This window comes from Saccharothrix sp. BKS2, assembly GCF_047689505.1.
GTDB lineage: Bacteria > Actinomycetota > Actinomycetes > Mycobacteriales > Pseudonocardiaceae > Actinosynnema > Actinosynnema lopnurensis.
The window spans coordinates 612,971-636,720 of sequence record NZ_JAUQOL010000002.1 but is presented as its reverse complement, the minus strand read 5'-3'; the positions used below and the strand labels follow the sequence as shown (position 1 = coordinate 636,720).

The following is a 23,750-nucleotide window of genomic DNA, read 5'->3' as shown; positions in this document are numbered from 1 at the left end:
CGTAGCCGGGGTCCCTCACCCGGATGACCGCATCCGCCACACGGGTGACCGAAGCGAGATTCACCTCAGCAGTTCGGCCACCGCTTCGATGATCTCACGCAGGACGTTGAACAGCAGTCCCGCCAGCACGATCAGCCCGATCAGGCACCCGGCGAGCGCGCCCCGGCCCTTCTTCGGCTCGGCGGGCAGCGCCGCGTGCGGTGCGAGCGCCACCGGCACCAGCGGGGTGGGCCGCGGCGCCTGCCGGCGGACCGACCCGCGCCGGGCGTGGACCACCGGCGGCGCGACCACCACCGGGGGCAGGACCACCACGACCGGTGGCGCGACCTGCGCGAACACCGACGCCTCGCCCGTCACCAGCCCGGCCAGCGCGTCGGGGAAGAGCCGGGGAGGTGGCAGGGGCTGCGTCCCGTCGGGGCCGAAGTCGTCCACGCCACCTCCCGGGGTCGGCTGCTCCCGAGACTAGCCCTTGGACTTGGCCGGGGCCTTCTTCCGAGCGGGTGCCTTCCTGGCCGCCGGGGCCTTCTTCTTGGTCACCGGGCCCTTCGCCCGCTTCTCCGCCAGCAGCTCGGCCGCCCGCTCGTCGGACAGGCCCTCCACGCTGTCGGACTTGCGCAGCGACGCGTTGGTCTCGCCGTCGGTGACGTAGGGCCCGAACCGGCCCTCCTTGACCACCATCGGCTTGCCCGAGACGGGGTCGGCGCCCAGCTCCTTCAGCGGCGGCGCGGCCGCCGCCCGACCCCGCTTCTTCGGCTCCGCGTAGATCTTCAGCGCCTCGTCCAGGGTCACCGTGAACAGCTGGTCCTCGCTGGTCAGCGACCGCGAGTCGGTCCCCTTCTTCAGGTAGGGCCCGTACCGCCCGTTCTGCGCGGTGATCTCCGCGCCCGTCTCCGGGTCCTTGCCGACCACGCGCGGCAGCGACAGCAGCTTCAGCGCGTCGTCCAGCGTCACCACGTCGAGCGACATCGACTTGAACAGCGACCCGGTGCGCGGCTTCGCGGCCTTCTTGCCCTCCGCGGGCTCCGGCAGCACCTCGGTCACGTAGGGCCCGAACCGGCCCTCCTTGGCCACGATCTCGTGCCCGCTGACCGGGTCGACCCCGAGCGAGCGCCCCTCCTGCGGGGTGGCGAACAGCTTCTCCGCGACCTCGGGCGCCAGCTCGTCCGGCGGCAGGTCGTCGGGCAGGTTGGCCCGCTGGGAGGTCCCGTCGACGTCCCGCTCCAGGTAGGGCCCGTACCGGCCGACCCGGACGTAGACCGTGCGCCCCTCCTCGTCCGCGAACAGCGGGATCGAGTTGACCTCCCGGGCGTCGATCTCCTCGACGCTCGACCCGACCAGCTTCTTCAGCCCGCCCGACCGCCCGACTGAGGACTCCGGCCCGACGTTCCCGCCGAAGTAGAACCCGGACAGCCAGGTCGTCCGCTCCTGCCGGCCGGCCGCGATGCCGTCCAGCTCGTCCTCCAGCGCCGCGGTGAAGTCGTAGTCGACCAGCCGCCCGAAGTGCTGCTCCAGCAGCCCGACCACGGCGAACGCCACCCACGACGGGACCAGGGCGGAGCCCTTCTTCCACACGTAGCCGCGGTCCTGGATGGTGCTGATGATCGAGGCGTAGGTGGAGGGCCGGCCGATGCCCAGGTCCTCCATCGTCTTGATCAGCGAGGGCTCGGTGAACCGGGGCGGCGGCGAGGTCGAGTGCCCGTCCGCCGACAGGTCGGCGGCCGTCACGACCTGGTCCTTCACCAGCTGCGGCAGCCGCGACTCGACGTCGTCGGACTCCCCGCCCGCCTCCGCGTCGACGGTCTCCACGTACGCCTTGAGGAACCCGGCGAACGTGATCGTCCGGCCCGAGGAGGCGAACGTGACCTCCTCGCCGCCGGCGGCGCGCCCGGTGATCCGCACCGAGGTGGTGTTGCCCCGGGCGTCGGCCATCTGCGAGGCGATCGTCCGCTGCCAGATCAGCTCGTAGAGCTTGAACTCGTCGGACTCCAGCTCGCGCGCGACCTGCCCCGGCGTCCGGAACACCTCGCCCGCGGGCCGGATGGCCTCGTGCGCCTCCTGCGCGTTCTTGACCTTCCGGTTGTACTGGCGGGGCGCGCTCGCCACGTACTGCGACCCGTACAGCTCGGTGGCCTGCGCGCGGGCGGCGGAGATGGCCGTCTCCGACAGCGTGGTGCTGTCGGTGCGCATGTAGGTGATGTAGCCGTTCTCGTACAGCTTCTGGGCGGTCCGCATGGTCCGGTCGGCGGAGAACCGCAGCTTGCGCCCGGCCTCCTGCTGCAACGTCGAGGTCATGAACGGCGCGTAGGGCTTGCGCGAGTACGGCTTCTCCTCGACCGAGGAGACCGCCAGCGACGCGTTGACCAGCCCTTCCGCGATGGCCCGCGCCTGCGCCTCGTCCAGCACCCGGACCTCGGCGCCCTCCTTCAGCCGCCCGTCCGAGCCGAAGTCGCGCCCGACCGCCAGCCGCACCCCGTCGACCGCGACCAGCCGCGACCCGAAGTTGCGCGGCGACGCCTCGGCCCCGGCGTCCATCACGGCCGACACGTCCCAGTAACCGGCGGTGACGAACTTCATCCGCTCGCGCTCGCGCTCGACCACGATCCGGGTCGCCACGGACTGCACGCGGCCCGCCGAGAGCTTCGGCATGACCTTCTTCCACAGCACGGGGCTGACCTCGTAGCCGTAGAGGCGGTCCAGGATGCGCCGCGTCTCCTGGGCGTCGACCAGGCTCTGGTCCAGGTCACGGGGGTTGGCGGCGGCCGCGCGGATGGCCGGCTCGGTGATCTCGTGGAACACCATCCGGCGCACGGGCACCTTGGGCTTCAGCGTGTCCAGCAGGTGCCAGGCGATGGCCTCGCCCTCGCGGTCGCCGTCCGTCGCGAGGTAGAGCTCGTCGACGTCCTTGAGCAGCTCCTTCAGCTCCGCGACGGTCGCCTTCTTGTCCGGCGTGACCACGTAGAGCGGCTCGAACGCGTTGTCGACGTCGACACCCAGCCGCGCCCAGGACATGCCCTTGTACTTCGCCGGCACGTCGGCGGCGCCCCGCGGCAGGTCCCGGATGTGCCCCTTGGACGACTCCACGACGAAGTCCCGTCCGAGGTAGGACGCGATCTTGCGCGCCTTCGTGGGCGACTCGACGATCACCAGCCGCCGGGTCACCGCGCCCCCGTTTGTCTTCTTCGCCCGTGTCGATCCAGCCACGCCGTCCCGCTCTCTTCGAACACTGTGTCCCAACCCGCCAGTGTGCACTGTCCTTTGTCGCCGTTGGGCAGCCCTGGTCGGGACAGGGTGACACAACTGTGCCCGATCTTCCGCCAGGAGTGCGCGCTACGCGGCCGGCCAAGTGCGCTCAGCAACCCCTCGCGGAGCCCGTCCGACCAGCTCCGCGAGCCGTTCGAGCCGCCTCCGACCGACCACACGAAGTGCGGGCCCGCCCGAGATCGTCGACGGCAGCCCCGCCGAGCCCAACGCCCCGCGCAGGGCCTCGTGGGTGTCCGGCGCCCCGGCGTCGAGCCCCAGGAAGTACCCGGACTCGATCCACCGACCGGACGCCAGCGCCCACAGGCGGAGCACCCCGCCGTCCAGGGCGAACCCCGGCGGGACGACCTTCCTCCCACCATCAAGCCACTGGGAGGCCAACCCGGTCAAATCAGTTCGGAAAGCGGTCGAGACCCGAAACCCCTCGTCCCCGACCTCGACCCGGGCCCCCACCGCCCGCTCGGCCAACGCCGCGACCACGGCCAGCCCCCGGACCTCCGTGTCCACCCCCACCGAGACCCGGGCCGCCCGCCCCCGGGCGAACCCCAGCGCCTGGCCGGGTCCGCACAGCAAACCCGCCAGGTCAGCGACACAAGGCTGCCGGGCCTCCGCCGAGAAGAAGGACAGTTGCCCCACGGCCAAGCAGCGTAGAACACACGTTCGACCCCCACCAGTCTCCGAAGGGTTGAACCCACCAGCCCCACCAGCCACAAGGGACCGCGAACGCAGAACTCACCCACCCCGAACGTTCGACACGGTGGTCATGAACGTTCGACTCGCGCCAACACTCAACTCACCGGGCCTGAACGTACGACTCGCGGGCCCCGAACGTACGACTCGCGCAACACCCGAAAGAAACACCAGGTCAGAGGCACCGAGCCGGGAACACGACGAACCGCACCGACCACGGCCCCGATTTGACATGGGTTCGAGTGCCATAGGCTGGTCGGAGCCGGCAGGCTCGGCGGGACGCTTTCCCCCGCCGTGCCTGCCGGCTGCGGCCTGCCTCCGGTACTCGTAAGGGCCCCATGTCAAATCGAGGCCTACGCAACCACAGGCCAAACCAGCCTCAACCAGCCGAAACAACAACAACGGCCACCGCCGTCAGCCGCCCAGCGACTTGAGCATCTCCGTCATCTGCACGCACTGCGGGGCCTGCTTGAACGCCTCACCCAGCACCGGGTCGTTCTGGAGCTTCTTCACCTGCTCCTGCAACTTGGACGGGTCGGCCTGGTCCCCACCCAGCTGCTCCAGCTTGGTGGCGAACTCCGGGTCGTTGGGGTCCAGCGTCGCCAGCTCCTCGTTGACCTGCGTCAACGTGACCCCGGAGTCGCTGAAGAACTTGACCAGCTCGTCGTGCAGCTCCTGGCTGTCGGCCGACGGCGCGCCCATCTCCTCCAGCTTCGCCCCGGCCTCGGTCAGCGACTTCCCGGCCGGCCCGCTGTAGTCCAGCAGCGCCTTCTTCTGCACCGCCGGGTCCTCGGCACCACCCTCGAACATGGTCTTGAGCAGGTTCATCACGCCCTCGACCGTGGGCCCGATGCCCTCGCAGAACGTGCCGGCCCACTCCACCGGGTCGGCGTCGGCCGCCGCCGTCGTGGTGGTGGTCGCCGCCGCGGTCGAAGAGCCGGACGCCGAGCCCGAAGACCCGCTGCCCCCGCAGGCGGCGGTCATCAACACCACCGCCAACGCACCGGCGACCGCCACGCGGCGCTTCAGGACAACCTTCACAATTACCCCCCATAGGGTGAAAGTCAGAGGGCGCAACCTACTACGCCACCCACACCACGGCTGCCGTGCCCCGGACGCACTGATCCAGGCACGCGCCCCCGTCAGGTACCCCCGCCCAGGTGGTCCCGTAACCCGCGAAACCTCACGAAGTGGGCACAACGCTCTCCGGGGCGTCACTGCCCGGCGCACCGCTCCCGGGCGCACCACTCTCCGGCGCACCACTCTCCGGCGCACCACTCTCCGGCGCACCACTCTCCGGCGCGTCACCCGCGGGCGGCGTCAACGTGCGCAACGACTGACAGGCCTCGGCCTTCTCCGCCGCCGCCGCCAACTCCGGAGACGCCTCCAACTGCTTCAACGGCTCCACGAACGAGTCCAACCGGGCGATCGCCTCACCGGCGGCCTGCAACCCACCCACCGGGTCGTTCGCGTCAGCCGCCTCCAACGCCGCCTTCGCGTCGCTGAAGTTCTTCGCGATGTCGGTGAACGTGACCGCCATCCGCTCGACCTGCTCACCCTCCCCCGCCACCGGCGAGGGCCCGACCTCCCGCAGCTGACCGGCCGTCCGGGTGAACGCCTCGGCCATCTGCCCCATGTACGCGGCCATGTCGGCCTTCAGCTTGACCGGGTCGCCCCCGTCCAGCCGGGGCGGCGTCTTCGTGGTCGTCACGAACGCGGAGGCCGCCGTGCACACCTTGTCCATGTAGGCGACCGCCGCCACCTCCTCCGGCGGGGCGGACGACGACGGCGCGGTGGAGTCCCCCCCTGACCCGCACCCGGCCACCACCAGCACCGCGGCCACCAGCGGAACAAACCTCATCAGGGCACTCCCAACCTCTCCGTCACCCACCCCCAGTCTGCCCCACCGACGCGGAGGAGCGGGACGCCCGCACCGGGCGCCCCGCTCCTCCTGCACTCGAAAGACCAACCGAACGCGCGGCTCACGCCGAGGTGGTGGCCTCCGCCGGCGTGTCCGCGATGGCCGTCCCGCGGCGCTTGGACACCACGACCGACGCCACGATGATCGCCGTGGCCACCGCCGCGATCGCGTACCGCACCCCGGCCGAGGCGTCCGCCCCCACCGAGTAGGTCACGATCGCCGGCGCGATGAGCACCGACACCAGGTTCATCACCTTGATCAGCGGGTTGATCGCCGGACCGGCGGTGTCCTTGAACGGGTCGCCCACGGTGTCGCCGATGACGGTCGCCGCGTGCGCGTCCGACCCCTTGCCACCGTGGTTGCCGTCCTCGACCAGCTTCTTCGCGTTGTCCCAGGCGCCACCGGAGTTCGCCAGGAACACCGCCATCAGCGTGCCCGTGGCGATCGCGCCCGCCAGGTACCCGGCCAGCGGCCCGACGCCCAGCCCGAACCCGACCGCGATCGGCGCCATGACCGCCAGCAGACCGGGGGTGGCCAGCTCGCGCAGCGAGTCGCGGGTGCAGATGTCCACGACCCGGCCGTACTCCGGCTTCACGGATCCGTCCATGATCCCGGGGTTCTCCCGGAACTGCCGGCGCACCTCGAACACGATCGCACCGGCCGCCCGCGTCACCGCGTTGACCGCCAGGCCGGAGAACATGAACACCACGGCCGCGCCGATCACCACGCCGACCAGCACGTTCGGGTCGGACACCAGGTTGGAGAACGAGATCGGCAACTCGCCCAGGCCGATCGACACGTCGGCCAGGGCCTGCGAGATCGCGTCCTTGTAAGACCCGAACAGCGCCGTCGCGGCCAGCACGGCCGTGGCGATCGCGATGCCCTTGGTGATGGCCTTGGTCGTGTTGCCCACCGCGTCCAGCTCGGTGAGGATCTGCGCGCCCTCGCCGTGCACGTCGCCGGACATCTCCGCGATGCCCTGCGCGTTGTCCGACACGGGGCCGAAGGTGTCCATGGCCACGATGACGCCCACCGTGGTCAGCAGGCCGCAGCCGGCCAGCGCCACCGCGAACAGACCCACCACCACGGACCCGGACAGCAGGAACGCGCCGTAGACCGCGGCGCCGATGACCAGCGCCGTGTAGACGGCGGACTCGAAGCCGATCGAGATGCCCGACAGGATCACCGTCGCCGCACCGGTCAGCGAGGTGCGCCCGACCTCCTTCACCGGCTTGTGCTCGGTGCCGGTGAAGTAGCCGGTCAGCCACAGGATGACGCCGGCCAGCAGGATGCCGATGATGACCGCCATCGCCGCGATGAACCGCGGGTTGCCGCCGGTCGCGGCCACGGCCTCGGACACGCCCTCCAGCGCCCCGAAGGACGAGGGCAGGTAGACGAACGCCGCCACCGTGCACAGCACCGCGGAGATGACCGCCGAGATGTAGAACGAGCGGTTGATGGCCGACAGGCCGCTCTCGCCGACGCGGGCCCTCGTGATGTACACGCCGATGACCGCGGTCAGCACGCCGATCGCGGGGACGATCAGCGGGAACAGCAAACCCTGCACGCCGAACGCGGCGGTGCCCAGGATCAGCGACGCCACCAGCGTCACCGCGTAGGACTCGAACAGGTCGGCCGCCATGCCCGCGCAGTCGCCGACGTTGTCGCCCACGTTGTCCGCGATGGTCGCGGCGTTGCGGGGGTCGTCCTCGGGGATGTTCTGCTCGACCTTGCCGACGAGGTCGGCGCCGACGTCGGCGGCCTTGGTGAAGATGCCGCCGCCGACCCGCATGAACATCGCGAGCAGCGCCGCGCCGAAGCCGAAGCCCTCCAGCACCTTCGGGGCCTGACCGGTGTAGACGAACACGACCAGCGCCGCGCCGAACAGGCCGAGGCCGACGGTGAACATGCCGACCACGCCACCGGTGCGGAACGCGATCCGCATGGCCTTCTCGCGGCCACCCGTCTCATTGGCCGCGGCGGCGACGCGCACGTTCGCACGGGTCGACAGCCACATGCCGAGGTAGCCGATGATCGCCGAGAACAACGCGCCGACGATGAAGAACAGCGACCTGCCGATGCGTTCCCAGGTGTCTTCGGCCGGGAGCGCGAACAGCAGCACGAACACGACGACCACGAAGATGCCGAGCGTGCGGAACTGCCGGTTGAGGTAGGCCGCCGCGCCCTCTTGGACCGCCTTGGCGATGTCCTGCATCTTCGGGGTGCCCTGGCCCGCGGCCAGCACCTCCCGGAGCAGAACGTACCCGACGGCCAGGGCGGCCAGCGCGACCACGGCGATCACGGCCACGAGGCCGCGATCACCTCCGGAGAGCTCCAAGCCCTCCGCGAGGAATTGCCGGGACATCCGTCCTCCTGGTGAGTTTTTCTGGCCCGATGAGGGCCATCCCGCTGATGTGAGGCCGGTCACTTTCGTGCCTGTCACCCTCGTCACAACGTGATGCATCCCTCATTGGATGCGATAGCGGCGGAGTCTATTCATAGCGCGCAACAGGGCAACGACGCGCGTCGATCCGTACACACACCGTTATCCACACAGGAAGCGCCACAGCCCCGTCCAGTACCCCGAACAACGTGTGAACACACCCGAAGCAGCCGTAGTACTACAGCTCCGCCTGGCCGGGCCCACCGCCCTCCCCAGCCCGCCACACCCCAAGTCCCCCAACACCCCCACCCCCAGCTCCTCCCGCGCGAACCCCACCCCACCCCCGGTGTGCGAAGCTGCCGAACGTGGCGAACCAGGGACGTCGTTTGCTGGACCGGGTCCTCGCCGGCGTGCCGACCGGCGAATCGCCGCTGACGCACACCGAGGACCTGCCACCCCGCCCCGCCCGACACGCCCCCTGGCCGTCCTGGGTGCCGGAGGCCGTCACCTCGGCCCTGGTGGAACGCGGCGTGCCCCAGCCCTGGCGGCACCAGGCCGAAGCCGCCGAACTCGCCTGGGCCGGCGAGCACGTCGTGGTCGCGACCGGCACCGCCTCCGGCAAGTCGCTGGCCTACCAGCTGCCGGTGCTGAGCACCCTGACCACCGACCCGAAGGCCACCGCCCTCTACCTGTCCCCCACCAAGGCGCTCGGCGCGGACCAGCTGCGCTCGGTGGAGGAGCTGCGGCTGCCCGGCGTGCGCGCCGCGTCGTTCGACGGCGACACGCCCATCGCGGAGCGCGACTGGGTGCGGGCCCACGCCAACTGGGTGTTCAGCAACCCCGACATGCTGCACCGCGGGGTGCTCCCGAACCACGCCCGGTGGATCCGGTTCCTGCGCCGGCTGTCCTGCGTGGTGATCGACGAGTGCCACACCTACCGCGGCGTCTTCGGCTCGCACGTGGCGCTGCTGCTGCGCCGGCTCCGCCGGGTGGCCGCCCGGTACGGCGCGGACCCCACCTTCGTGCTCGCCTCCGCCACGGTCGCCGACCCGGCCGCGTCGGCGCGGGCGCTGCTCGGCGTGGACGTCGCCGCCGTCACCGAGGACGCCTCGCCGCGCGCCGGTCGCACGGTCGCGCTGTGGGAGCCGCCCCTGCTCGAAGACCTGGAGGGCGAGAACGGCGCCCCGGTGCGCCGGTCGGCCGGCGCGGAGACCGCGCGCATCCTGGCCGACCTGACCGTGGAGGGGGCCCGCTCGCTGGCGTTCGTCCGCTCCCGCGTCGGCGCCGAGCTGACCGCGATGGGCGCCCGCCGCCTGCTGTCGGAGGTCGACCCGGAGCTGGCGGGCCGGGTCGCCGCCTACCGCGGCGGGTACCTGCCCGAGGAGCGGCGGGCGCTGGAGCGGGCCGTGTCGTCGGGCGACCTGCTGGGCCTGGCCACCACCAACGCCCTGGAGCTGGGCGTGGACATCGTCGGCCTGGACGCCGTCGTGGTGGCGGGCTTCCCGGGCACGCTGGCCTCGTTCTGGCAGCAGGCGGGCCGCGCCGGTCGGACCGGCGACTCGGACGCCCTGGTCGTGTTCGTGGCCCGGGACGACCCGCTGGACACCTACCTGGTGCACAACCCGTCCGCCGTGCTGCACAGGCCGGTCGAGGCCACGGTGCTGGATCCGACCAACCCGTACGTCCTCGCGCCGCACCTCGCCTGCGCCGCGGCGGAGCTGCCCCTGACCCCGGACTCGGCGGCGGACTTCGGCGGTGACGCGGCGCTCGCGGTGCTGGCGGACCTGACGGCCGAGGGGGTCCTGCGCAAACGGCCCAACGGTTGGTACTGGACGTCGCGCGACCGGCCGCACGCCGACGTCGACATCCGCGGTTCCGGCGGCGAGCAGGTCGTGGTGGTGGAGGCGGACTCGGGCCGGATGCTCGGCACGGTGGACCCGGGCTCGGCGCACTGGACGGTGCACCCCGGCGCGGTCTACCTGCACCAGGGCGAGTCGTACGTGGTGGACCAGCTGGACCTGGAGACCGGTATCGCGCTCGTGCACGCGGAGCGGCCGGACTGGTCGACCACCGCGCGGGACACCAAGGACATCTCGGTGGTGCGGGTGCTGGAGGAGCGCCGGTTCCCGGGGGTGACGGTGTGCCTGGGCGAGGTCGAGGTGACCTCGCAGGTGGTCGGCTACCTGCGGAAGCTGCCGTCCGGCCAGGTGATCGACTCGGTGGTGCTGGACCTGCCGCCGCTGACCCTGGTGACGCGGGCGGTCTGGTACGCGGTGTCGTCGGGGTTGTTGGGCAGTGCGCCGGGGGGCGCCGGTCTGGCTCCGGCGCGCGTCCCCGGCGCACTGCACGCTGCCGAACACGCGGCGATCGGCCTGCTACCGCTCTTCGCGACCTGCGACCGCTGGGACATCGGAGGTGTCTCGACCGCCTTGCACCAGGACACCGGGGAGGCGACGGTGTTCGTGCACGACGGTCATCCGGGCGGTGCCGGGTTCGCCGACCGCGGGTTCAACGCGGTCGTCCCGTGGTTGGTCGCTACTAGGGAGGCCATCGCGGCTTGCGCGTGTCCGGCCGGGTGCCCGTCCTGCGTTCAGTCGCCGAAGTGCGGGAACGGCAACGATCCGCTGGACAAGGCGGGCGGGGTGGCCGTGCTGGACGTCGTGCTCGGGGTGGTCGGGGTAGACCCCGGAGGCGTCGCCCGGCACGGCCACGGGGATCACGACCGGTCGGCGGCGACCAGGTCGTAGCTCGGTGCGCTGAGCAGTGCCTCGTGCACGACGTTCGCGTGCGGCAGCTGCCAGGCGCAGATCTGGGGCTTGACCCGCCAGTGCACGACCCCGTGGTGGGCCGGGCTCGGCGGCAGCGGGACGTACTCGCCCTGCGCGTGGTGCGTGACACCCGGGTCGGCGATCACCACACCGCCGGAGGCCACCAGGAACATCCAGCGCCCGGCGGGCGTGGCCACGATCGGGACCGGGATGCCGGTGGCGCGCAACGCCACCGCCGCCCGACGGCCCAGGTCGGCGTCGACCTCGACGGCGTCCACGCCGTGGCCGGTGGCCAGCAGGATGCTGTAGGAGCCGCCGGTCCACCAGGTGGCGACCTGGTCCGCGCGGGTGCCGATGCGGTCCTGCCAATCGCGGTGGACGGGCACCGGTCCGTGGTCCTCGGCACCGTCGCGACCGGCCCACTGCCCACCCGCCGGATAGGTGCCCGGAAGCACAGACCACCCGTGCCACGCGAGGTTGACCGCCTCCGCGCGCAGCTCGATGCGGAAGGCCCCGCGCCAGCTATCCGACCACTCCATCGTTAGTTCGCCTCCTGATCGGCCTGTCGGCCCGCGACACCGTGTCGGGTGTTCCTCGACACCGCGTCGGTGCCGCCACTTGAACTAACGACATGACCGGGGGTTCTGGTAACCGCCAGTCGACAACTGGTCGATTCGGCACGGCGAGCGAAACAGCGGCGGACGAGCGGCAGAACGGCGGGGGAACTGCCCATACCCCGCCAGGCCGCGAATCTGCGGCCTGGTGAGCCCGCTCACCGCCGATGAACGACCGCTCGTCGCGGGAGCAGGGGTTCATCCTTCAGCCGGGCCTGCCCGTGCCCGCGCGCTCGGCGCGCCGAACAACGGAGAACCGCCGAACAGCGGAGAACCACCGGACACCGCGGAACCACCGGACGACCGGGCCTCACCGACCACCACGACGCTCACCTCCCACCCGTCCACCTCGCAACCGGTCAACCGACCACCCATCCGCCCCACCACCACCTCGGCCTTCCCGCACGCCGCGCCGACCCCCGCCACCAGGTGCCCGGCCGCCGCCACGGCCGCGAGGTCGGCGGCAGCGGCCACCCGGTGCCGAGCCACCACGGCCTCCCCGACGTGCACCCCCACCAGGACGAGCCCGAACCACACCCCCGCGACACCGACCGCGAACACCGAAGCGGCCCCTCGGTCGTCCCCGAGCCGCAACCTCCTCATCGCACCCCCACCACCCCCGGCTCCACGACCGCGTAAGCACGGGCCCGCAACTCCACGCCCAACCGGGACACCGCCACCTCGACCCAGGCCCCGTCCCCTTCCCGCCGAACCGACACCCACGCCCCGACCGGAGCGATCGCCAGCACCACGGCACCCACCCGCCCCTCGTCCCCCCGAGCGACGAGCCGAGCCGCCTCCCGGGCCGCGTCCGTGCACCGGACCTGGTCCACGACCGCCATCACCGCCGACGCACCGAGCACCAGCACGATGACCAACCCGGACATCACGATCGCCGCCTCGACGGTCACCGCGCCCCGGTCCCCGCGCAACACCCACCGCCACCGCGAGCACCACCCGCCCCGACGCCGACCGCGCCCCGCAGCCCGCCCACCGCCGTCCACGGCGGGCAGGACCGGCAGGGCCAGTGCGGTTCGCGCAGCCGCTGCGGCTGGTGCGGCTGGTGCGGTCCGTGCGGCTGGTGCGGCTCGTCGGGGCGATGCCAGCTGCGCGGCCGATGCGGCTCGCGCAGTCGGTGCGGTCCATGCCGCCGGCGCAGCCCGCGCGGCCGGCAGAACCCGCGCGGCCGGCACGGCGCCCGCGACCGCCCCGGTCGGCGAGTTGTTCCGGGGCAACTCCTCCCCCGGCTCGGCCCTGGCGCGGACCCGGTGAAGCCACCACTTCCCCCTGCTCTTCCCCCGAGCCGCCGAGTTCTCCCGGTTCGACGCGCAGCCGGTCCTCATGCGCTCACCGTGAAGGCCCGTTCCAGCATTCCCTGGACCTCCCTGGCCACCCAGTCGCCGTTCACCACCACGATCAAGATCGTCGCCAGTGCGGCGGCGGCGAGCAGGCAGAGCGAGTACTCCACCGTCGAAGTTCCCCTGTCGTCCAACAACTTCTTCCCCTTTCCTCCAAAGTGGACATTCGTCATCGCTCGCTCACCCCGCCGACCAGACCGATCACCACCGGCACCACGCCGAGGCACAGGAAAGCGGGCAGGAAGCACAGCGCCAGCGGTCCCGCCACCAGCACCGCCGCCCGTTGCGCACGGGCCTCGGCCTGGTCGGACACCTTCGCCCGCGCCTCGGCGGCGAGGTCCGCCGCCGCGCTCGCCAGCGCCGCGCCGGAGCGGGCCGTGCGCCGGGCCGCCCGCGCCAGCGGCGCGATGTCGGGGTGGTCCAGGGCCCTGGACCACGCGGTCACCGGGTCCGCGCCCAGGGCGAGGAGGTCCCCGACCTCGCGCAGGCGTTCGGCCGGGCCGGGCGGCACACCCGAACGCACGGCGTGCACGGCCCTGGCCACGGGCAGCCCCGCCCGGAGCGCCGCCGCGAGCAGGTCCCAGGCCGCCGCCGCCGCGAGCGGGTCCGGCGGGACGGGTTTGAGCTCGCGCGGGTGGGCGCGGGCCGGCTTGAGCCTCGACGCGGCCCTCCGGGGTGGTGGGAACACCAGCAGCGCCAAGGCGAGCAGGAACAGGCTCACGGGATCACCTGCCTGGTCAGTCGACCGCTCCAGCGCAGTCCCGCGCAGATCAGCAGCGCGCCGACGACGAGGAGCACCTGCCCCGACCCGGTACCGATCAGCACGGCGAGCGGACCCGCTCCGGACAACTCGCCCAGCACGACCCCGAACAGCGGCAGACCGGCCAGGACGGCGGCGCTGGCACGCGGCCCCGCCATGCGGGCCTGGACCTGCCGGGTGAACGTCGCGCGCCGGTCCAGGTCCCGGCGCACCGCCTCCAGCACGTCGGCCAGCGGCACGCCGTGCTCCGCCGCCAACCGCCACGCCCGCGCCAGGTGACGGGCGTCCGGGAACCCCGCCAGCGCCACCTCGACGTCACCGCCCCGAGCCGACGCGGCGGCGATGGCCCGCAAGACCCCGTCGGCCGGCGGCTCCGCGTCCTCGGCCGCGCAGGCGGCGGCCCTGGCCGGGTGCGCGCCCGTGCGCAGTTCGGCGACGAAGGCGTTCAAGCCCTCGGCCAAGGCTGCGGAAGTCCGGAGTCGCGCGCGCCGACCCACGGTCTCGCGGTGACCGTGCCAGGCGGTCACCGCCAGCACCGCGCCCGCGATCGCACCCCCGACACCGGCGAGCAGACCGACGGCCGCGCCCACCGCCACCACGACCGGCCGGCCGGGGGCGGGGAGCCGCCACCGGCGCACCGGCCGACCCCGGAGCAGAGCCAAGCGTCGGCGAGCGGAGCGTGATGGATAAAGCAGGACCGCAGCCGCCAGCAGCAGGAGGCTCATGGCACACCCGCCTCGGACCTCGTCCTGACCACGGGGATGGTTTCGGGCAGCGGTGCCGTGCCGATGAGCAGCGGCGCGGCCACCGACTTCGCCCCGCCGGCTCCGGCGGCCAGTTTCGCCCTGCCGACTACCTCTGCCCCGCCGGCCCCACCGGCCGGCTCCGCCCCGCTGGCCAGTTCTGCTCCGCTGGCCAGCTCTGCTCCGCCGACTACCTCCGTCTCACCAACCAGCTCCGCCCCGCAGGCTCGGCCGGCCAACTCCGCCCTGCCGGCCAACTGCGCCCCGCCAGTCGTGCCGGTCCTGCCAGGCCCGTCAGCCGCACTGCCCCAGCCAGCCGCATCCGCCCAGCCAGCCGCATCCGCCCAGCCAGGCATGAGAGCCCCGCCCGGCACGAGTGCCACAGCTGGCGTGGATACCGCGTCCGGCGTGGGTGCCAGGCCCGGCGCAGGTGCCAGGCCCGGCGTGAGCGCCGCACCTGTCATGGGTGCCAGGTCCGGCGGAGGTGCCGGGTCCGCCGTAGGTGCCGGCGGCGAGGAGCGCGGCTCCGGCCAACCCACCAGGGACCTCAGTGCGACCGCAGCGTCGTGCCAGCCCATGTCGCGCTGCCAGGCCGGCTCGACCACCACATCACCGTCCCGCCGGTGCAGCACGCCGATTCCCGCCAGGTGCCGGGTGCCGTCTGGGGCGCGGCGCACGTGGAGCACGACCTTGACCGCCGCGGCCAGTTGGCTGTGCAGCGCGTGCCGGTCCAGCCCGCCGAGGGCGGCCAACGCCTCCAGCCGTGCCGGGACCTCGGCCGGCGAGTTGGCGTGCAGGGTGCCCGCACCGCCGTCGTGGCCGGTGTTGAGCGCGGACAGGAGGTCGCACACCTCGGGGCCGCGCACCTCGCCCACCACGATCCGGTCCGGCCGCATCCGCAGTGCCTGGCGGACCAGGTCGCGCATCGTCACCTCGCCCGCGCCCTCGATGTTCGGCCCCCTGGCCAGCAGCCGGACGAACTGCGGGTGTCCGGGTTGGAGCTCACCCGCGTCCTCCACGCAGACCACTCGTTCGTGGTGCGGCACGCAGCCGAGGAGCGCGGCGAGCAGGGTGGTCTTCCCGAAGCCCCGGCGGAGACACCCAAAAAGACGATCCCGCCCGGTGCTGTCACACCAAGCGGGATCTAGACGGACGCTGGAGGTCCGCCGTGCCCGCAATCCTGCCCCATCCCTGTCCCCGCCCTGCGGTGACCCGCAAGCACCTCACGTACACGGAGCCGTCCGGCTGGACCTCCTCCGGTCACTGCCTGGAGGACCGCGCCGCCGCCGAACGTCTGCGCGCCGCGACGAACTTGCTCGGCGGTCGCAGCGCCGCCGCCCGCCGCACCTGGTCCATCACCGAGTGCCCCGGCGACGACTGCGGGGTGCAGCGGTGAACGCGCACGTCCCCTTCCCCGAACCGAGTGACGAGGATGTGGAGAACGCCGTGGCGGAGCTGGAGAAGTTCGTGGCCGGTCACGCCCCGGCCGTTCCGCAGTCCCCGACGCCGCCCGCCGACACCCGGAGGGTCCGGGAGCTGCGCGCGGAGGTCGCCGAGTCGCACGCGCTGCTGGACCTCCAGGCCGACGCCGCGCCGTTGCTCGTGGACACCGACCGCGTGCGCCGGTCCCGCAAGCGGGCGGCGGAGGCGGCCCGCCTGCACGCCCTGGCGCAGGACCCTGCGGCCCGCGCCTGGCAGGCCGCCCGCGTGCGCCTGGTGCTCACCGCCGTGGCGTTGACCGCGCTGGTCGGGGCGCTGGCGTGGTCCACCACGGGCGTGCACCACACGCTCACCCTGGGCATGGTCGAGCGCACCGCCGCGTGGTGGGGCGCGTGGGCCGTGGAGCCGGTGATCTCCGCCGTGCTCCTGGTCGTGGTCGGCGCGCGGGCGTTCCTGGCGGCCCGGGGCCGGGTGCTGCGGCACCGGCACCTGACCGTGGTCGAGTACGGCGCGCTGGGCGTCACGCTCACGCTCAACGTGTGGCCGTACCTGCCATGGCAGGTCGAGCGGTTCGACCCGATGCAGCTCCTGGCGCACGCCGTCGGGCCGCTGATCGCGGTCGGCGCGGTGGCCGTCCTGCCGATCATCTGGACCGCGTTCGCCGAGCTGGACCACGGCCTCCCGGCCGGCCCCGCCGCCGCCCCTTACCCCGGCCTTACCCCCGCGTCGTACAGCGGAAATGCCGCCGCGACCGCCCCCGCCGGGGACGGGCTTACCGGCCGCCTGGCGGCCCGTGCGCGGAACCTGATCGCCGCCGGGGAGCTGCCCGCCGACCCGTCCGCGAACCGGCTGCGCACCGCCCTGGGCTGCGGCATGGACACCGCCCGCGAGGTCCGCGACGCCCTGCGCGGGGGTGCCGCGTGAGCGCGCCGATCCGGAAAGACGAGGACGACATGACGGGCGAGCTGATCCCGTTCCCCGGCGCGGCCGTGCCCGCGCCCGCCGACGAGCCGGGGCCGGTCACGCCGGCCCCGGCCGCCGGGCCGGTGCAGCCCGCGCCGGAGGTGCTGACCGGGGAGTTGGTGGACGAGGTCGAGTACGCGGCGCAGCGTCGTCGGCGGTTCACCGAAAGCCTGCCCGCGCTGCTGGGCGACCCGGCCGCGCGGCGGCAGGCCGGCCGGGACCTGGGCGCGCGGGTCGCACGGGTGCCGCTGGACTACCCGGCCGCCGTCGCGCGCGGCACGGTCGTCACGTGGCGGACCTGGCGGGCGTGGGTGCGCGTCGCCGAGCTGCGCGACGCCGCCAAGGAGGCCGGGGCCGCCACGGTGGTAGCCCGGTTCGACGACGTGCGCGAGCTGTCCCGCGCCCGCTGGCGGGTGACCGGGATCGGCGTCGGTGTGGCCGGCATCGGTGGGACCGTCGTGGAGCTGGCCGTCGGGTCCGTGCCGCTGATGATCGCGGGCGGCGTGGCCTCGGCTGTGCTCGCCGTGGCGGGGCGCAGGAAGGACGGCACGCCGGGCCGCAAGTCGGTGTTCCCCGGCCCGCGCACGCTGGCGTGGACGATCGACGGGGCCGCGTTCGTGGAGGCGTTCCGCGCAGCGAAGGTCATCGGCCCGCGCGAGGTGCTGCTGTTCGCCGAGCGGCCGGTGAACGACGGCACCGGCTGGGCGGCCGTGGTCGACCTGCCCGCCGGCCGCAAGGCGTCTTCGGCCATCGCCGCCCGCGAGGCGCTGGCGAGTGCCCTGGGCGTGGACGAGTCGCAGGTGGTGCTGGAGCGGGTGCGCGGCAAGGGCGGCCACGCGGCCCGCCTACGCATGTGGGTCGCCGACACCGACCCGTTGGCCGAACCGCCGTTGGTCTCCTACCTGGAGGCGCTGCCGGAGCTGTCGATCTGGGACGGGATCACGATCGGCGCGACGGCACGCGGCCGTGAGGTCGTGGTGGCCCTGACCTGGACGGCGTGGCTGATCGGCGGCCTGCCCCGCTACGGCAAGTCCAACCTGCTCAGGCTGTTCCTGGTCGCCGCGTGCCTGGACCCGCACACGCGGATCTACGCGGTGGACTTGAAGGACGGCGCGGACTTCAACCCGCTGCGCCCGGTGGCGCACCGCCTGCTGATCGCGTCGGCGGAGGGCGAGGACACCGTGCCCACGCTGCTGCGGCTGCTGGAGCTGCTGGTCGAGGTCGAGAACGAGGTGCTGGACCGGTATCGCCGGTTCAAGGCCATGCCGGAGGCCGACGTGCCAGAAGGCAAGATCACGCGGGCGCTCGCCACCGACCCGGCGGCCGGGATGCCGTGGATCGTGCTCGCGATCGACGAGTGCCAACTCACGTTCGAGGCGCTGGGCAGCGACGACAAGGAGGTCAAGTCGCTGCGCCGCGTGATCGTGGACAAGGTGAGTTGGCTGATCCGCAAGGGTCCGGCGGCGGGCTGCACGGTCATGTTGGCGACGCAGCGACCGTCCGCCGAGTCGGTGCCGACCCGGTTGCGGGACAACGTGGGCAGCCGGGCCGCGCTGCGCCTGCCCACGCAGGCCGCCTCGGACATGGTGCTGGGCACCGGGATGCACGCCGCCGGGGTGTCCGCGACCGCGTTCACCGCACGGCACCGGGGCGCGGCCTGGCTGGTCGCCGACGACCTCTCCGGGGTCGGCGCGGACGAGGGCGTGGTCATCCGCGCCGCGAAGCTCGACCTCGGCCCGACGCGGGCGGCGGCGGAGATCGGCAGGGAACGCCGGGAGGCGTTGGGGCTGCTGACCGGCGACGCCGCCGGCCGCCCGCTGACCGGCGGCGTGGACCCGGCCGTCCTGGCCGTCCTGGCCGACGCGGACGACGACGGGCCGGTGGACGCCGAGCTGCTGCCGGAGGTGCTGGCGGCGCTGGCCGACGTGCTCGGCGATGACGAGCGCGGGACGGTGCCCGTCGCCGAGCTGGCGGCGCGACTCGACTGGACGCCGAAGCGACTCGGCGAGGAGCTGCGCGCGGCCGGGGTGCCGTCGGCGGGCAAGCGGCGCGTGGAGGGCCACCCGAACCCGGTCGCGGTGGTCGACGTGGGCGCGATCAGGGCCGCGCTCGGCGGCTGACGGGCCGGAACACGGGTCGGAACGGTCGGCACGGCCGTTCCGACCCTCGGTGCCACTGTTCCGACCCCGCAAGACCGCCTGACAGGCCCGTGAGCTGCACGGACGGGCTTGTTCCGAGGTCACCGCGGGCTCACCGCAGATCGCCCTCACAGGGGCTCTCAGGCCCGATTCCGGGCCTTGTTCCGACCACCTCGGCACACGGTCGAGGTCGGCACATCAGGGAGGACACCATGCCCACCATCAGCACGTCCCGCGAGTTCCGGCCCGCCCGGTGGCTCGCCCTGGCCGCCGCCGCGTGCGTCGCCGCCTACGTGTTCGGGTTGGTCAGCGCGACGCCGGACGGCACCGCGACCGCCCCGCCGTCGGCGGTGTGCACCACCCCCTGACCGACGGGGCCGGAGCGGCTTTCACCCCGGCCATTTTGCGTTTTCGCAGAATACTGCTCTGGCCGCACCGAGTTAACTCGGCTAGTCATTCCTATTTGATGCGCCGAGTTAACTCGGGAAGACAAACCCGCAGGTCAGAGGGGGTGCGCAGCTTGCCGGCGAGGCGGCCCGCATGTAATGTCCCCGCTTGTATCGACCCCTGGGAGGAGTTCGACATGACGCGTAGCTACACCGTCCCGAATTCGGAGAAGTCCCGCGCGCACCAGGCGGCGGCTCGCGCACGCTGGGCGGGAACCACCCCCGAGCAGCGCAGCGAGTTCGCACGGCGCGTGGTGCGGGTCCGATGGGACCGCGTCGCCGCCGAGCGCGGGAACGAGAACGGCGGCCCGGCCGCCGCGTGAACACGGGGGCACACCGCCCCTGAGCAGTGAAAAGGCCCCCCGCCTGAGTCCGGTGGTAGCACACCGGGGCGGAGGGCCTTGAGACCGGAATCCCCTCACAGGAACCGCTCTCGTCCCGATTGTAGCCGGCTAAGGCCGGCGCGTGAACCGGGATGGGGGCGTTCCGCACACCCCCCAAAGGACTCACCACGATGGTGTCACACCCCGTCGACCTGCGCGAACCCCGACGGTGCCCTGACTGCAACGCCGACCTCGTGCCCACCGGGCGCGGTCCGTTCTCCCTCGTGCACAAGGCGACCTGCCCCGTCGCAGTGGACGACCGCGCGCAGCGCGCCGCCGACTTCGCGTGGCTGACGGCCCACCCCGGCGAGGTCCGCGACCGCGAGCCCAGCGCCGGCGAGCGCGAGATGATCGCGATGCTCGGCGCACCCCGCAAGATCGTCCGCTCCGTGCGCGTGCGGGTCAGCGCGCACCATGGCGGGCGGCTGATCATCTTCCACCGGCACGGCACGGCGCTCGTCGCCACCGCCGACGTGCCCCGTGGCGGTACGGCGTGAGCGCGGCCCTCGACACCAGCGCCCACCTGCGGAGGTTCGACCCGCCGGCCGCTGACGCGCCCCTGCTCGACTGGGCGATCTGGTGGGCCGTTAACCACGGCGTACCCGTGGTCCCACTGGGCGACCGCCGGACCCCCGGCACCCTCCCCGCCGGCGCGCAGGACTGGTCCAAGCGGCCGCGCGGCGGGTGCGCCGCGTGCAAGTCCGCCAAGGCCGCCGGGCTGGCCGCCCGGCGCTGCTTCGAGCAGTGCGGGCACCGGCTGTGTCACGGCGTGCTCGGCGCGAGCACCGACGTGGAACAGGTCGTCGAGTGGTGGACGCGGTTCCCCCGCGCCAACATCGGCGGCGCGATGGGGCCGGAGGCGGGCATCCTGGTGTTCGAGGCCGACACCGCGCACAAGACCGCCGACGGGTCCATCGTGGACGGCCGCGACACGCTGCGCGCGGAGATCGAGGCCAACGGCGGCGACTGGCCCGCCACCTGGACGAACACCAGCGGCGGCGGTGGCCCGCATTTCCTGTTCGCATGGCCGACGCGGCGGCGCGGCGACGGCAAGCCGTGGGGAAACGGCGTCGGCGCGGAGAACAAGAACAGGATCGCCACGGGCGTGGACGTGCGCGGCGCGGGCGGCTACATCGTCTTGCCGCCCAGCAGCAGCAACAAAGGCGTGTACCGCGTCGACCGCATGGCCCCGCTCGCCCAGCCTCCCGGGTGGGCACTGGACCGCATCGACAAGCAGCCCCGGCCCGTCGCGCCGGCCCGTGCCGCCGGGACGGGCACGTTCCGCTCCACCGCCACAGGGTCCGGCCGCCGCGTGTTCGAGAACCTGGTCAACGAGCTGCGCAACACCGGCAGCGGGCGCAACCAGAAGCTCAATGACACTGCGCACGCCGTCGCCGGGCTCGTCGCGGACCCCGCCAACGGCATCGGAGAGGACGAGGCCCGCGATGCCCTGTGGCGCGCGGCCGAGGCCAACGGCTACGTCGGCAAGGACGGCCTTGCCGAGACCACCACGACCCTGGACAGCGGGTTCTCCTCCGGGCTGCTGCGGCCGTGGCAGCCCGACGAGCGTCCGTGGATCCGTCCGCCCGTCCACCGCGAGACGGTCGCCTCCGTCCGCAAGGCCGTGCTCAGCGGCACCTATGACCGTGAGGACGCCGTGACGACGTTCGGCCTGGACGACGAGCAGATCGCCTACGTGGGCCTGGACGACCTCGTGACCCAGCGCGCCCGCATGGCGGCCGACGGCGTCGAGTACGACGAGGACACCGTTCCCGCACCGGCCCCGGCGGACCGGGCGCAGCAGGCCGACACCGTGCCAGCCGCCGACGAGAAGCCCCAGGGCCGCCGCAGGACCAGGGCGGCCTTGGAGGAGAGCCCCGGCGACAAGCGCCCGCGCGTGCGGATCAACGCCCGCCACCTGCGCGACATGTACGACGACACGGTCAAGCACCTGCTGGTGGCAGAATTGACCGACCCCACGCTGTTCGCACATGGCAGCGAGGCCCTGGCGACCGTCAGCCCCGAGTACGGCGTCCTGCGGCAGCTTGGCGCGGACGAGCTGTCCGTGGAGCTGTCCCGCCGGATCGACTTCGTCCACGTGTCGCTGGACGAGGAGGGCAAGGAGAAGGACACCCCCTCCGACCCGCCGATCCGGGTCGTCAAGGCGCTGCTGGCGAACCCGGAGAAGACCGGGCTGCCCAACGTCGCCCGCGTGGTCAACGCCCCGTACTTCACCGCGTCCGGCCGCCTGATCACCCGGCCCGGCTACGACAAGGAGTCCAAGGTCCTGTTCCTGCGCCCGCGCGGCGGCGTCCTCGTCCCCGAGGTCCCTGACGACCCCAGCCTGGCTGAGGTGAGCACCGCCCTGGACACCCTGCACGAGATGTATGGCGACTTCCCGTTCGCCTCCGAGGCCGACCGGGCGCACGCCTTCGCCATGCCGCTGACCCTGATCACCCGGCCGATGATCGACGGGCCGTGCCCGCTGTTCGCCATCGACGCGCCCACCGAGGGCAGCGGCAAGGGCCTGTTCACCGAGGTCACCCTCAACCCGCTGATGAGCGGGTTCACCGTCGAGGCCGCCCCCACCCAGGCGTCCGAGTGGTGGAAGACCATCATCTCGTCGCTGATGGAAGCTCCGAGCGTCGTGATCTACGACAACGTCCACGGCGAGATGGACAGCGGCCCCCTGGCGAGCGCCGTCACCGCGTGGCCGCTGATCAGCGGTCGCGTCTTGGGGCAGAGCAAGCTGGTCCGGCAGCACCCGCCCGCCGTATGGGCCGTGAGCGGCAACAACATCGCCATGTCCTCCGAGCTGACCCGGCGCACCGTGCGCGTCCGCCTCGATCACACCGTGCACGGCTACCACGGCAAGCCCTCTGAGCGCACCGGGTTCCGGCACCCCAAGCTGCGCTCTTGGGTCCGCGAGAACCAGGGCCAGGTCATTTGGAGCTGGCTCGTCGTCATCCAGTCGTGGCTCAAGGCCGGTCGCCCGATCCCCGACAACCTGCCCACGATGGGGTCGTTCACCGAATGGGTCGAGGTGGTCGGCAGCATCCTCGACCACGCCGGGATCAAGGGCCTGCTGACCAACCGCAACGCCGTCGCCGCGCAGGTGGACACCGAAGCCCAGCTCACCGAGGGGTTCATGTTCTCCTGGGCCAACGACCCCGGCCAGAAGGAGATCAAGAACGCCGACGGCGACGTGATCAAGCCCGGCCGCGCCTCCTACGCCCTCACCGCCGTGTCCGCCGCCGACCTGCTGAAGATGGTCGAGGGCCTGGAGCTGGAGTTGCCCACGAAGATCGGCCCGATGGGCACCGACCGGCGCTCCGCCTTCGGCAGGTGGCTGGGCAGCATCGTGGACAAGCAGTTCGGGCCGTACCGGGTCACCAAGGGCACGGCCAAGGGCAAGTCGATCTACCGGATTCACAACAACGGCACGAAGTCCCAGATGGACGGCGACGACGGCGGCGTGTTCATCCCCGAGTCCCCGGACGCGCCCCCCGTGGCGGAGCACCCGACCGCGCACGTGGCGACGGGGCCCGAGGACGGCGAGGAGACCCCGCAGGCCACGCGGGACGACGAGGAGGAGGCGTACTGGGCCAGCCTGGCGAGCGAGGACGCCTGACCTCCACAGCACGACCCACGCGACCCCGGTCTCCACGGCCGGGGTCACGGCATGTCCGGGGTCGAGAAGTGGATCAAGGTAGGGGTGAGGGTAGGAGTGAAATCGGGCTGGGTAGGAGTGCGGGTAGGGGTGGATTGTTCAGGTTTCCGCAGTTCAGACCACGTGGGTAGGAGTGGGTAGGAGTGACCTCGAAATCCAAGCGTGTGAGGAGTTGTTGTCGTGGTCGTCGTGTGGCGTACGGACGGGCGCAGGTG

General features: G+C 72.7%; 20 protein-coding genes and 1 pseudogene. 8 read left to right on the top strand and 13 right to left on the bottom strand.

The genetic code is table 11. The features are described from left to right. Positions 1–60: 60 nt before the first annotated feature. The 6 genes from Q5530_RS05685 to Q5530_RS05660 form a co-directional block, all read right to left on the bottom strand. Complete coding sequence (locus Q5530_RS05685) at positions 61–432, bottom strand: hypothetical protein (RefSeq protein WP_415361131.1); 372 nt, start codon at positions 430–432, stop codon at positions 61–63. Positions 433–462: 30 nt separating this feature from the next. Next, a complete protein-coding gene (gene topA / locus Q5530_RS05680) occupies positions 463–3,201 on the bottom strand; it encodes a type I DNA topoisomerase (protein ID WP_415361130.1) in 2,739 nt (912 codons plus the stop codon). 126 nt (positions 3,202–3,327) lie between these two features. Further along, positions 3,328–3,894, bottom strand: a complete 567-nt coding sequence (locus Q5530_RS05675; protein WP_415361129.1) for a hypothetical protein — start codon at positions 3,892–3,894, stop codon at positions 3,328–3,330. 468 nt (positions 3,895–4,362) lie between these two features. Then, positions 4,363–4,989 (bottom strand): hypothetical protein, encoded by a 627-nt coding sequence (locus tag Q5530_RS05670; RefSeq protein ID WP_415361128.1) that lies wholly within the window; start codon positions 4,987–4,989, stop codon positions 4,363–4,365. A gap of 142 nt (positions 4,990–5,131) precedes the next feature. Beyond that, positions 5,132–5,809, bottom strand: a complete 678-nt coding sequence (locus Q5530_RS05665; RefSeq protein WP_415361127.1) for a hypothetical protein — start codon at positions 5,807–5,809, stop codon at positions 5,132–5,134. A 121-nt stretch (positions 5,810–5,930) separates the two neighbouring features. After that, the gene (locus Q5530_RS05660) at positions 5,931–8,234 is read right to left on the bottom strand and encodes a sodium-translocating pyrophosphatase (RefSeq protein ID WP_415361126.1); all 2,304 of its coding nucleotides are present in this window, start codon (positions 8,232–8,234) and stop codon (positions 5,931–5,933) included. A gap of 383 nt (positions 8,235–8,617) precedes the next feature. On the opposite strand from Q5530_RS05660, the gene Q5530_RS05655 reads away from it, so the two are divergent. Continuing rightward, complete coding sequence (locus tag Q5530_RS05655) at positions 8,618–10,999, top strand: DEAD/DEAH box helicase (RefSeq protein WP_415361125.1); 2,382 nt, start codon at positions 8,618–8,620, stop codon at positions 10,997–10,999. Here Q5530_RS05655 and Q5530_RS05650 read toward each other — a convergent pair. The 7 genes and pseudogenes from Q5530_RS05650 to Q5530_RS05620 form a co-directional block, all read right to left on the bottom strand. Beyond that, positions 10,969–11,559, bottom strand: a complete 591-nt coding sequence (locus tag Q5530_RS05650; protein WP_415361124.1) for a bifunctional DNA primase/polymerase — start codon at positions 11,557–11,559, stop codon at positions 10,969–10,971. The two genes, Q5530_RS05655 and Q5530_RS05650, sit on opposite strands and share 31 nt — an antisense overlap. 273 nt (positions 11,560–11,832) lie before the next feature. Next, complete coding sequence (locus Q5530_RS05645) at positions 11,833–12,237, bottom strand: Rv3654c family TadE-like protein (RefSeq protein ID WP_415361123.1); 405 nt, start codon at positions 12,235–12,237, stop codon at positions 11,833–11,835. Beyond that, positions 12,234–12,569, bottom strand: a complete 336-nt coding sequence (locus tag Q5530_RS05640; protein WP_415361122.1) for a TadE family type IV pilus minor pilin — start codon at positions 12,567–12,569, stop codon at positions 12,234–12,236. Before Q5530_RS05640 ends, Q5530_RS05645 begins: the two co-directional genes overlap by 4 nt. A 404-nt stretch (positions 12,570–12,973) precedes the next feature. Beyond that, a complete protein-coding gene (locus Q5530_RS05635) occupies positions 12,974–13,165 on the bottom strand; it encodes a DUF4244 domain-containing protein (RefSeq protein ID WP_415361121.1) in 192 nt (63 codons plus the stop codon). Next, positions 13,162–13,713, bottom strand: a complete 552-nt coding sequence (locus tag Q5530_RS05630) for a type II secretion system F family protein (RefSeq protein ID WP_415361120.1) — start codon at positions 13,711–13,713, stop codon at positions 13,162–13,164. The genes Q5530_RS05635 and Q5530_RS05630 overlap by 4 nt, the downstream gene beginning before the upstream one ends. Further along, a complete protein-coding gene (locus Q5530_RS05625) occupies positions 13,710–14,414 on the bottom strand; it encodes a type II secretion system F family protein (RefSeq protein WP_415361119.1) in 705 nt (234 codons plus the stop codon). The genes Q5530_RS05630 and Q5530_RS05625 overlap by 4 nt, the downstream gene beginning before the upstream one ends. 617 nt (positions 14,415–15,031) lie before the next feature. After that, a pseudogene (locus Q5530_RS05620) lies at positions 15,032–15,583 on the bottom strand (CpaF family protein); the annotation flags it as partial. Between the two features lie 119 nt (positions 15,584–15,702). Between Q5530_RS05620 and Q5530_RS05615 the strand changes: the two are divergent. The 7 genes from Q5530_RS05615 to Q5530_RS05585 all read left to right on the top strand — a co-directional run bounded on the left by Q5530_RS05615 (position 15,703) and on the right by Q5530_RS05585 (position 23,496). Continuing rightward, complete coding sequence (locus Q5530_RS05615) at positions 15,703–15,891, top strand: hypothetical protein (RefSeq protein ID WP_415361118.1); 189 nt, start codon at positions 15,703–15,705, stop codon at positions 15,889–15,891. Then, complete coding sequence (locus Q5530_RS05610) at positions 15,888–16,859, top strand: hypothetical protein (RefSeq protein WP_415361117.1); 972 nt, start codon at positions 15,888–15,890, stop codon at positions 16,857–16,859. The genes Q5530_RS05615 and Q5530_RS05610 overlap by 4 nt, the downstream gene beginning before the upstream one ends. Continuing rightward, the gene (locus Q5530_RS05605; RefSeq protein WP_415361116.1) at positions 16,856–19,018 is read left to right on the top strand and encodes an FtsK/SpoIIIE domain-containing protein; all 2,163 of its coding nucleotides are present in this window, start codon (positions 16,856–16,858) and stop codon (positions 19,016–19,018) included. Before Q5530_RS05610 ends, Q5530_RS05605 begins: the two co-directional genes overlap by 4 nt. 230 nt (positions 19,019–19,248) lie before the next feature. Continuing rightward, positions 19,249–19,404 carry a hypothetical protein gene (locus tag Q5530_RS05600; RefSeq protein WP_415361115.1) on the top strand — a complete coding sequence of 52 codons (156 nt, stop codon included), beginning with the start codon at positions 19,249–19,251 and terminating at the stop codon, positions 19,402–19,404. 215 nt (positions 19,405–19,619) lie between these two features. Next, positions 19,620–19,805: a hypothetical protein gene (locus Q5530_RS05595; RefSeq protein WP_415361114.1), complete on the top strand. Its 186-nt coding sequence runs from the start codon at positions 19,620–19,622 to the stop codon at positions 19,803–19,805. 191 nt (positions 19,806–19,996) lie between these two features. After that, complete coding sequence (locus Q5530_RS05590; RefSeq protein WP_415361113.1) at positions 19,997–20,362, top strand: hypothetical protein; 366 nt, start codon at positions 19,997–19,999, stop codon at positions 20,360–20,362. Next, a complete protein-coding gene (locus Q5530_RS05585) occupies positions 20,359–23,496 on the top strand; it encodes a bifunctional DNA primase/polymerase (RefSeq protein WP_415361112.1) in 3,138 nt (1,045 codons plus the stop codon). The genes Q5530_RS05590 and Q5530_RS05585 overlap by 4 nt, the downstream gene beginning before the upstream one ends. Positions 23,497–23,750 lie beyond the last annotated feature (254 nt).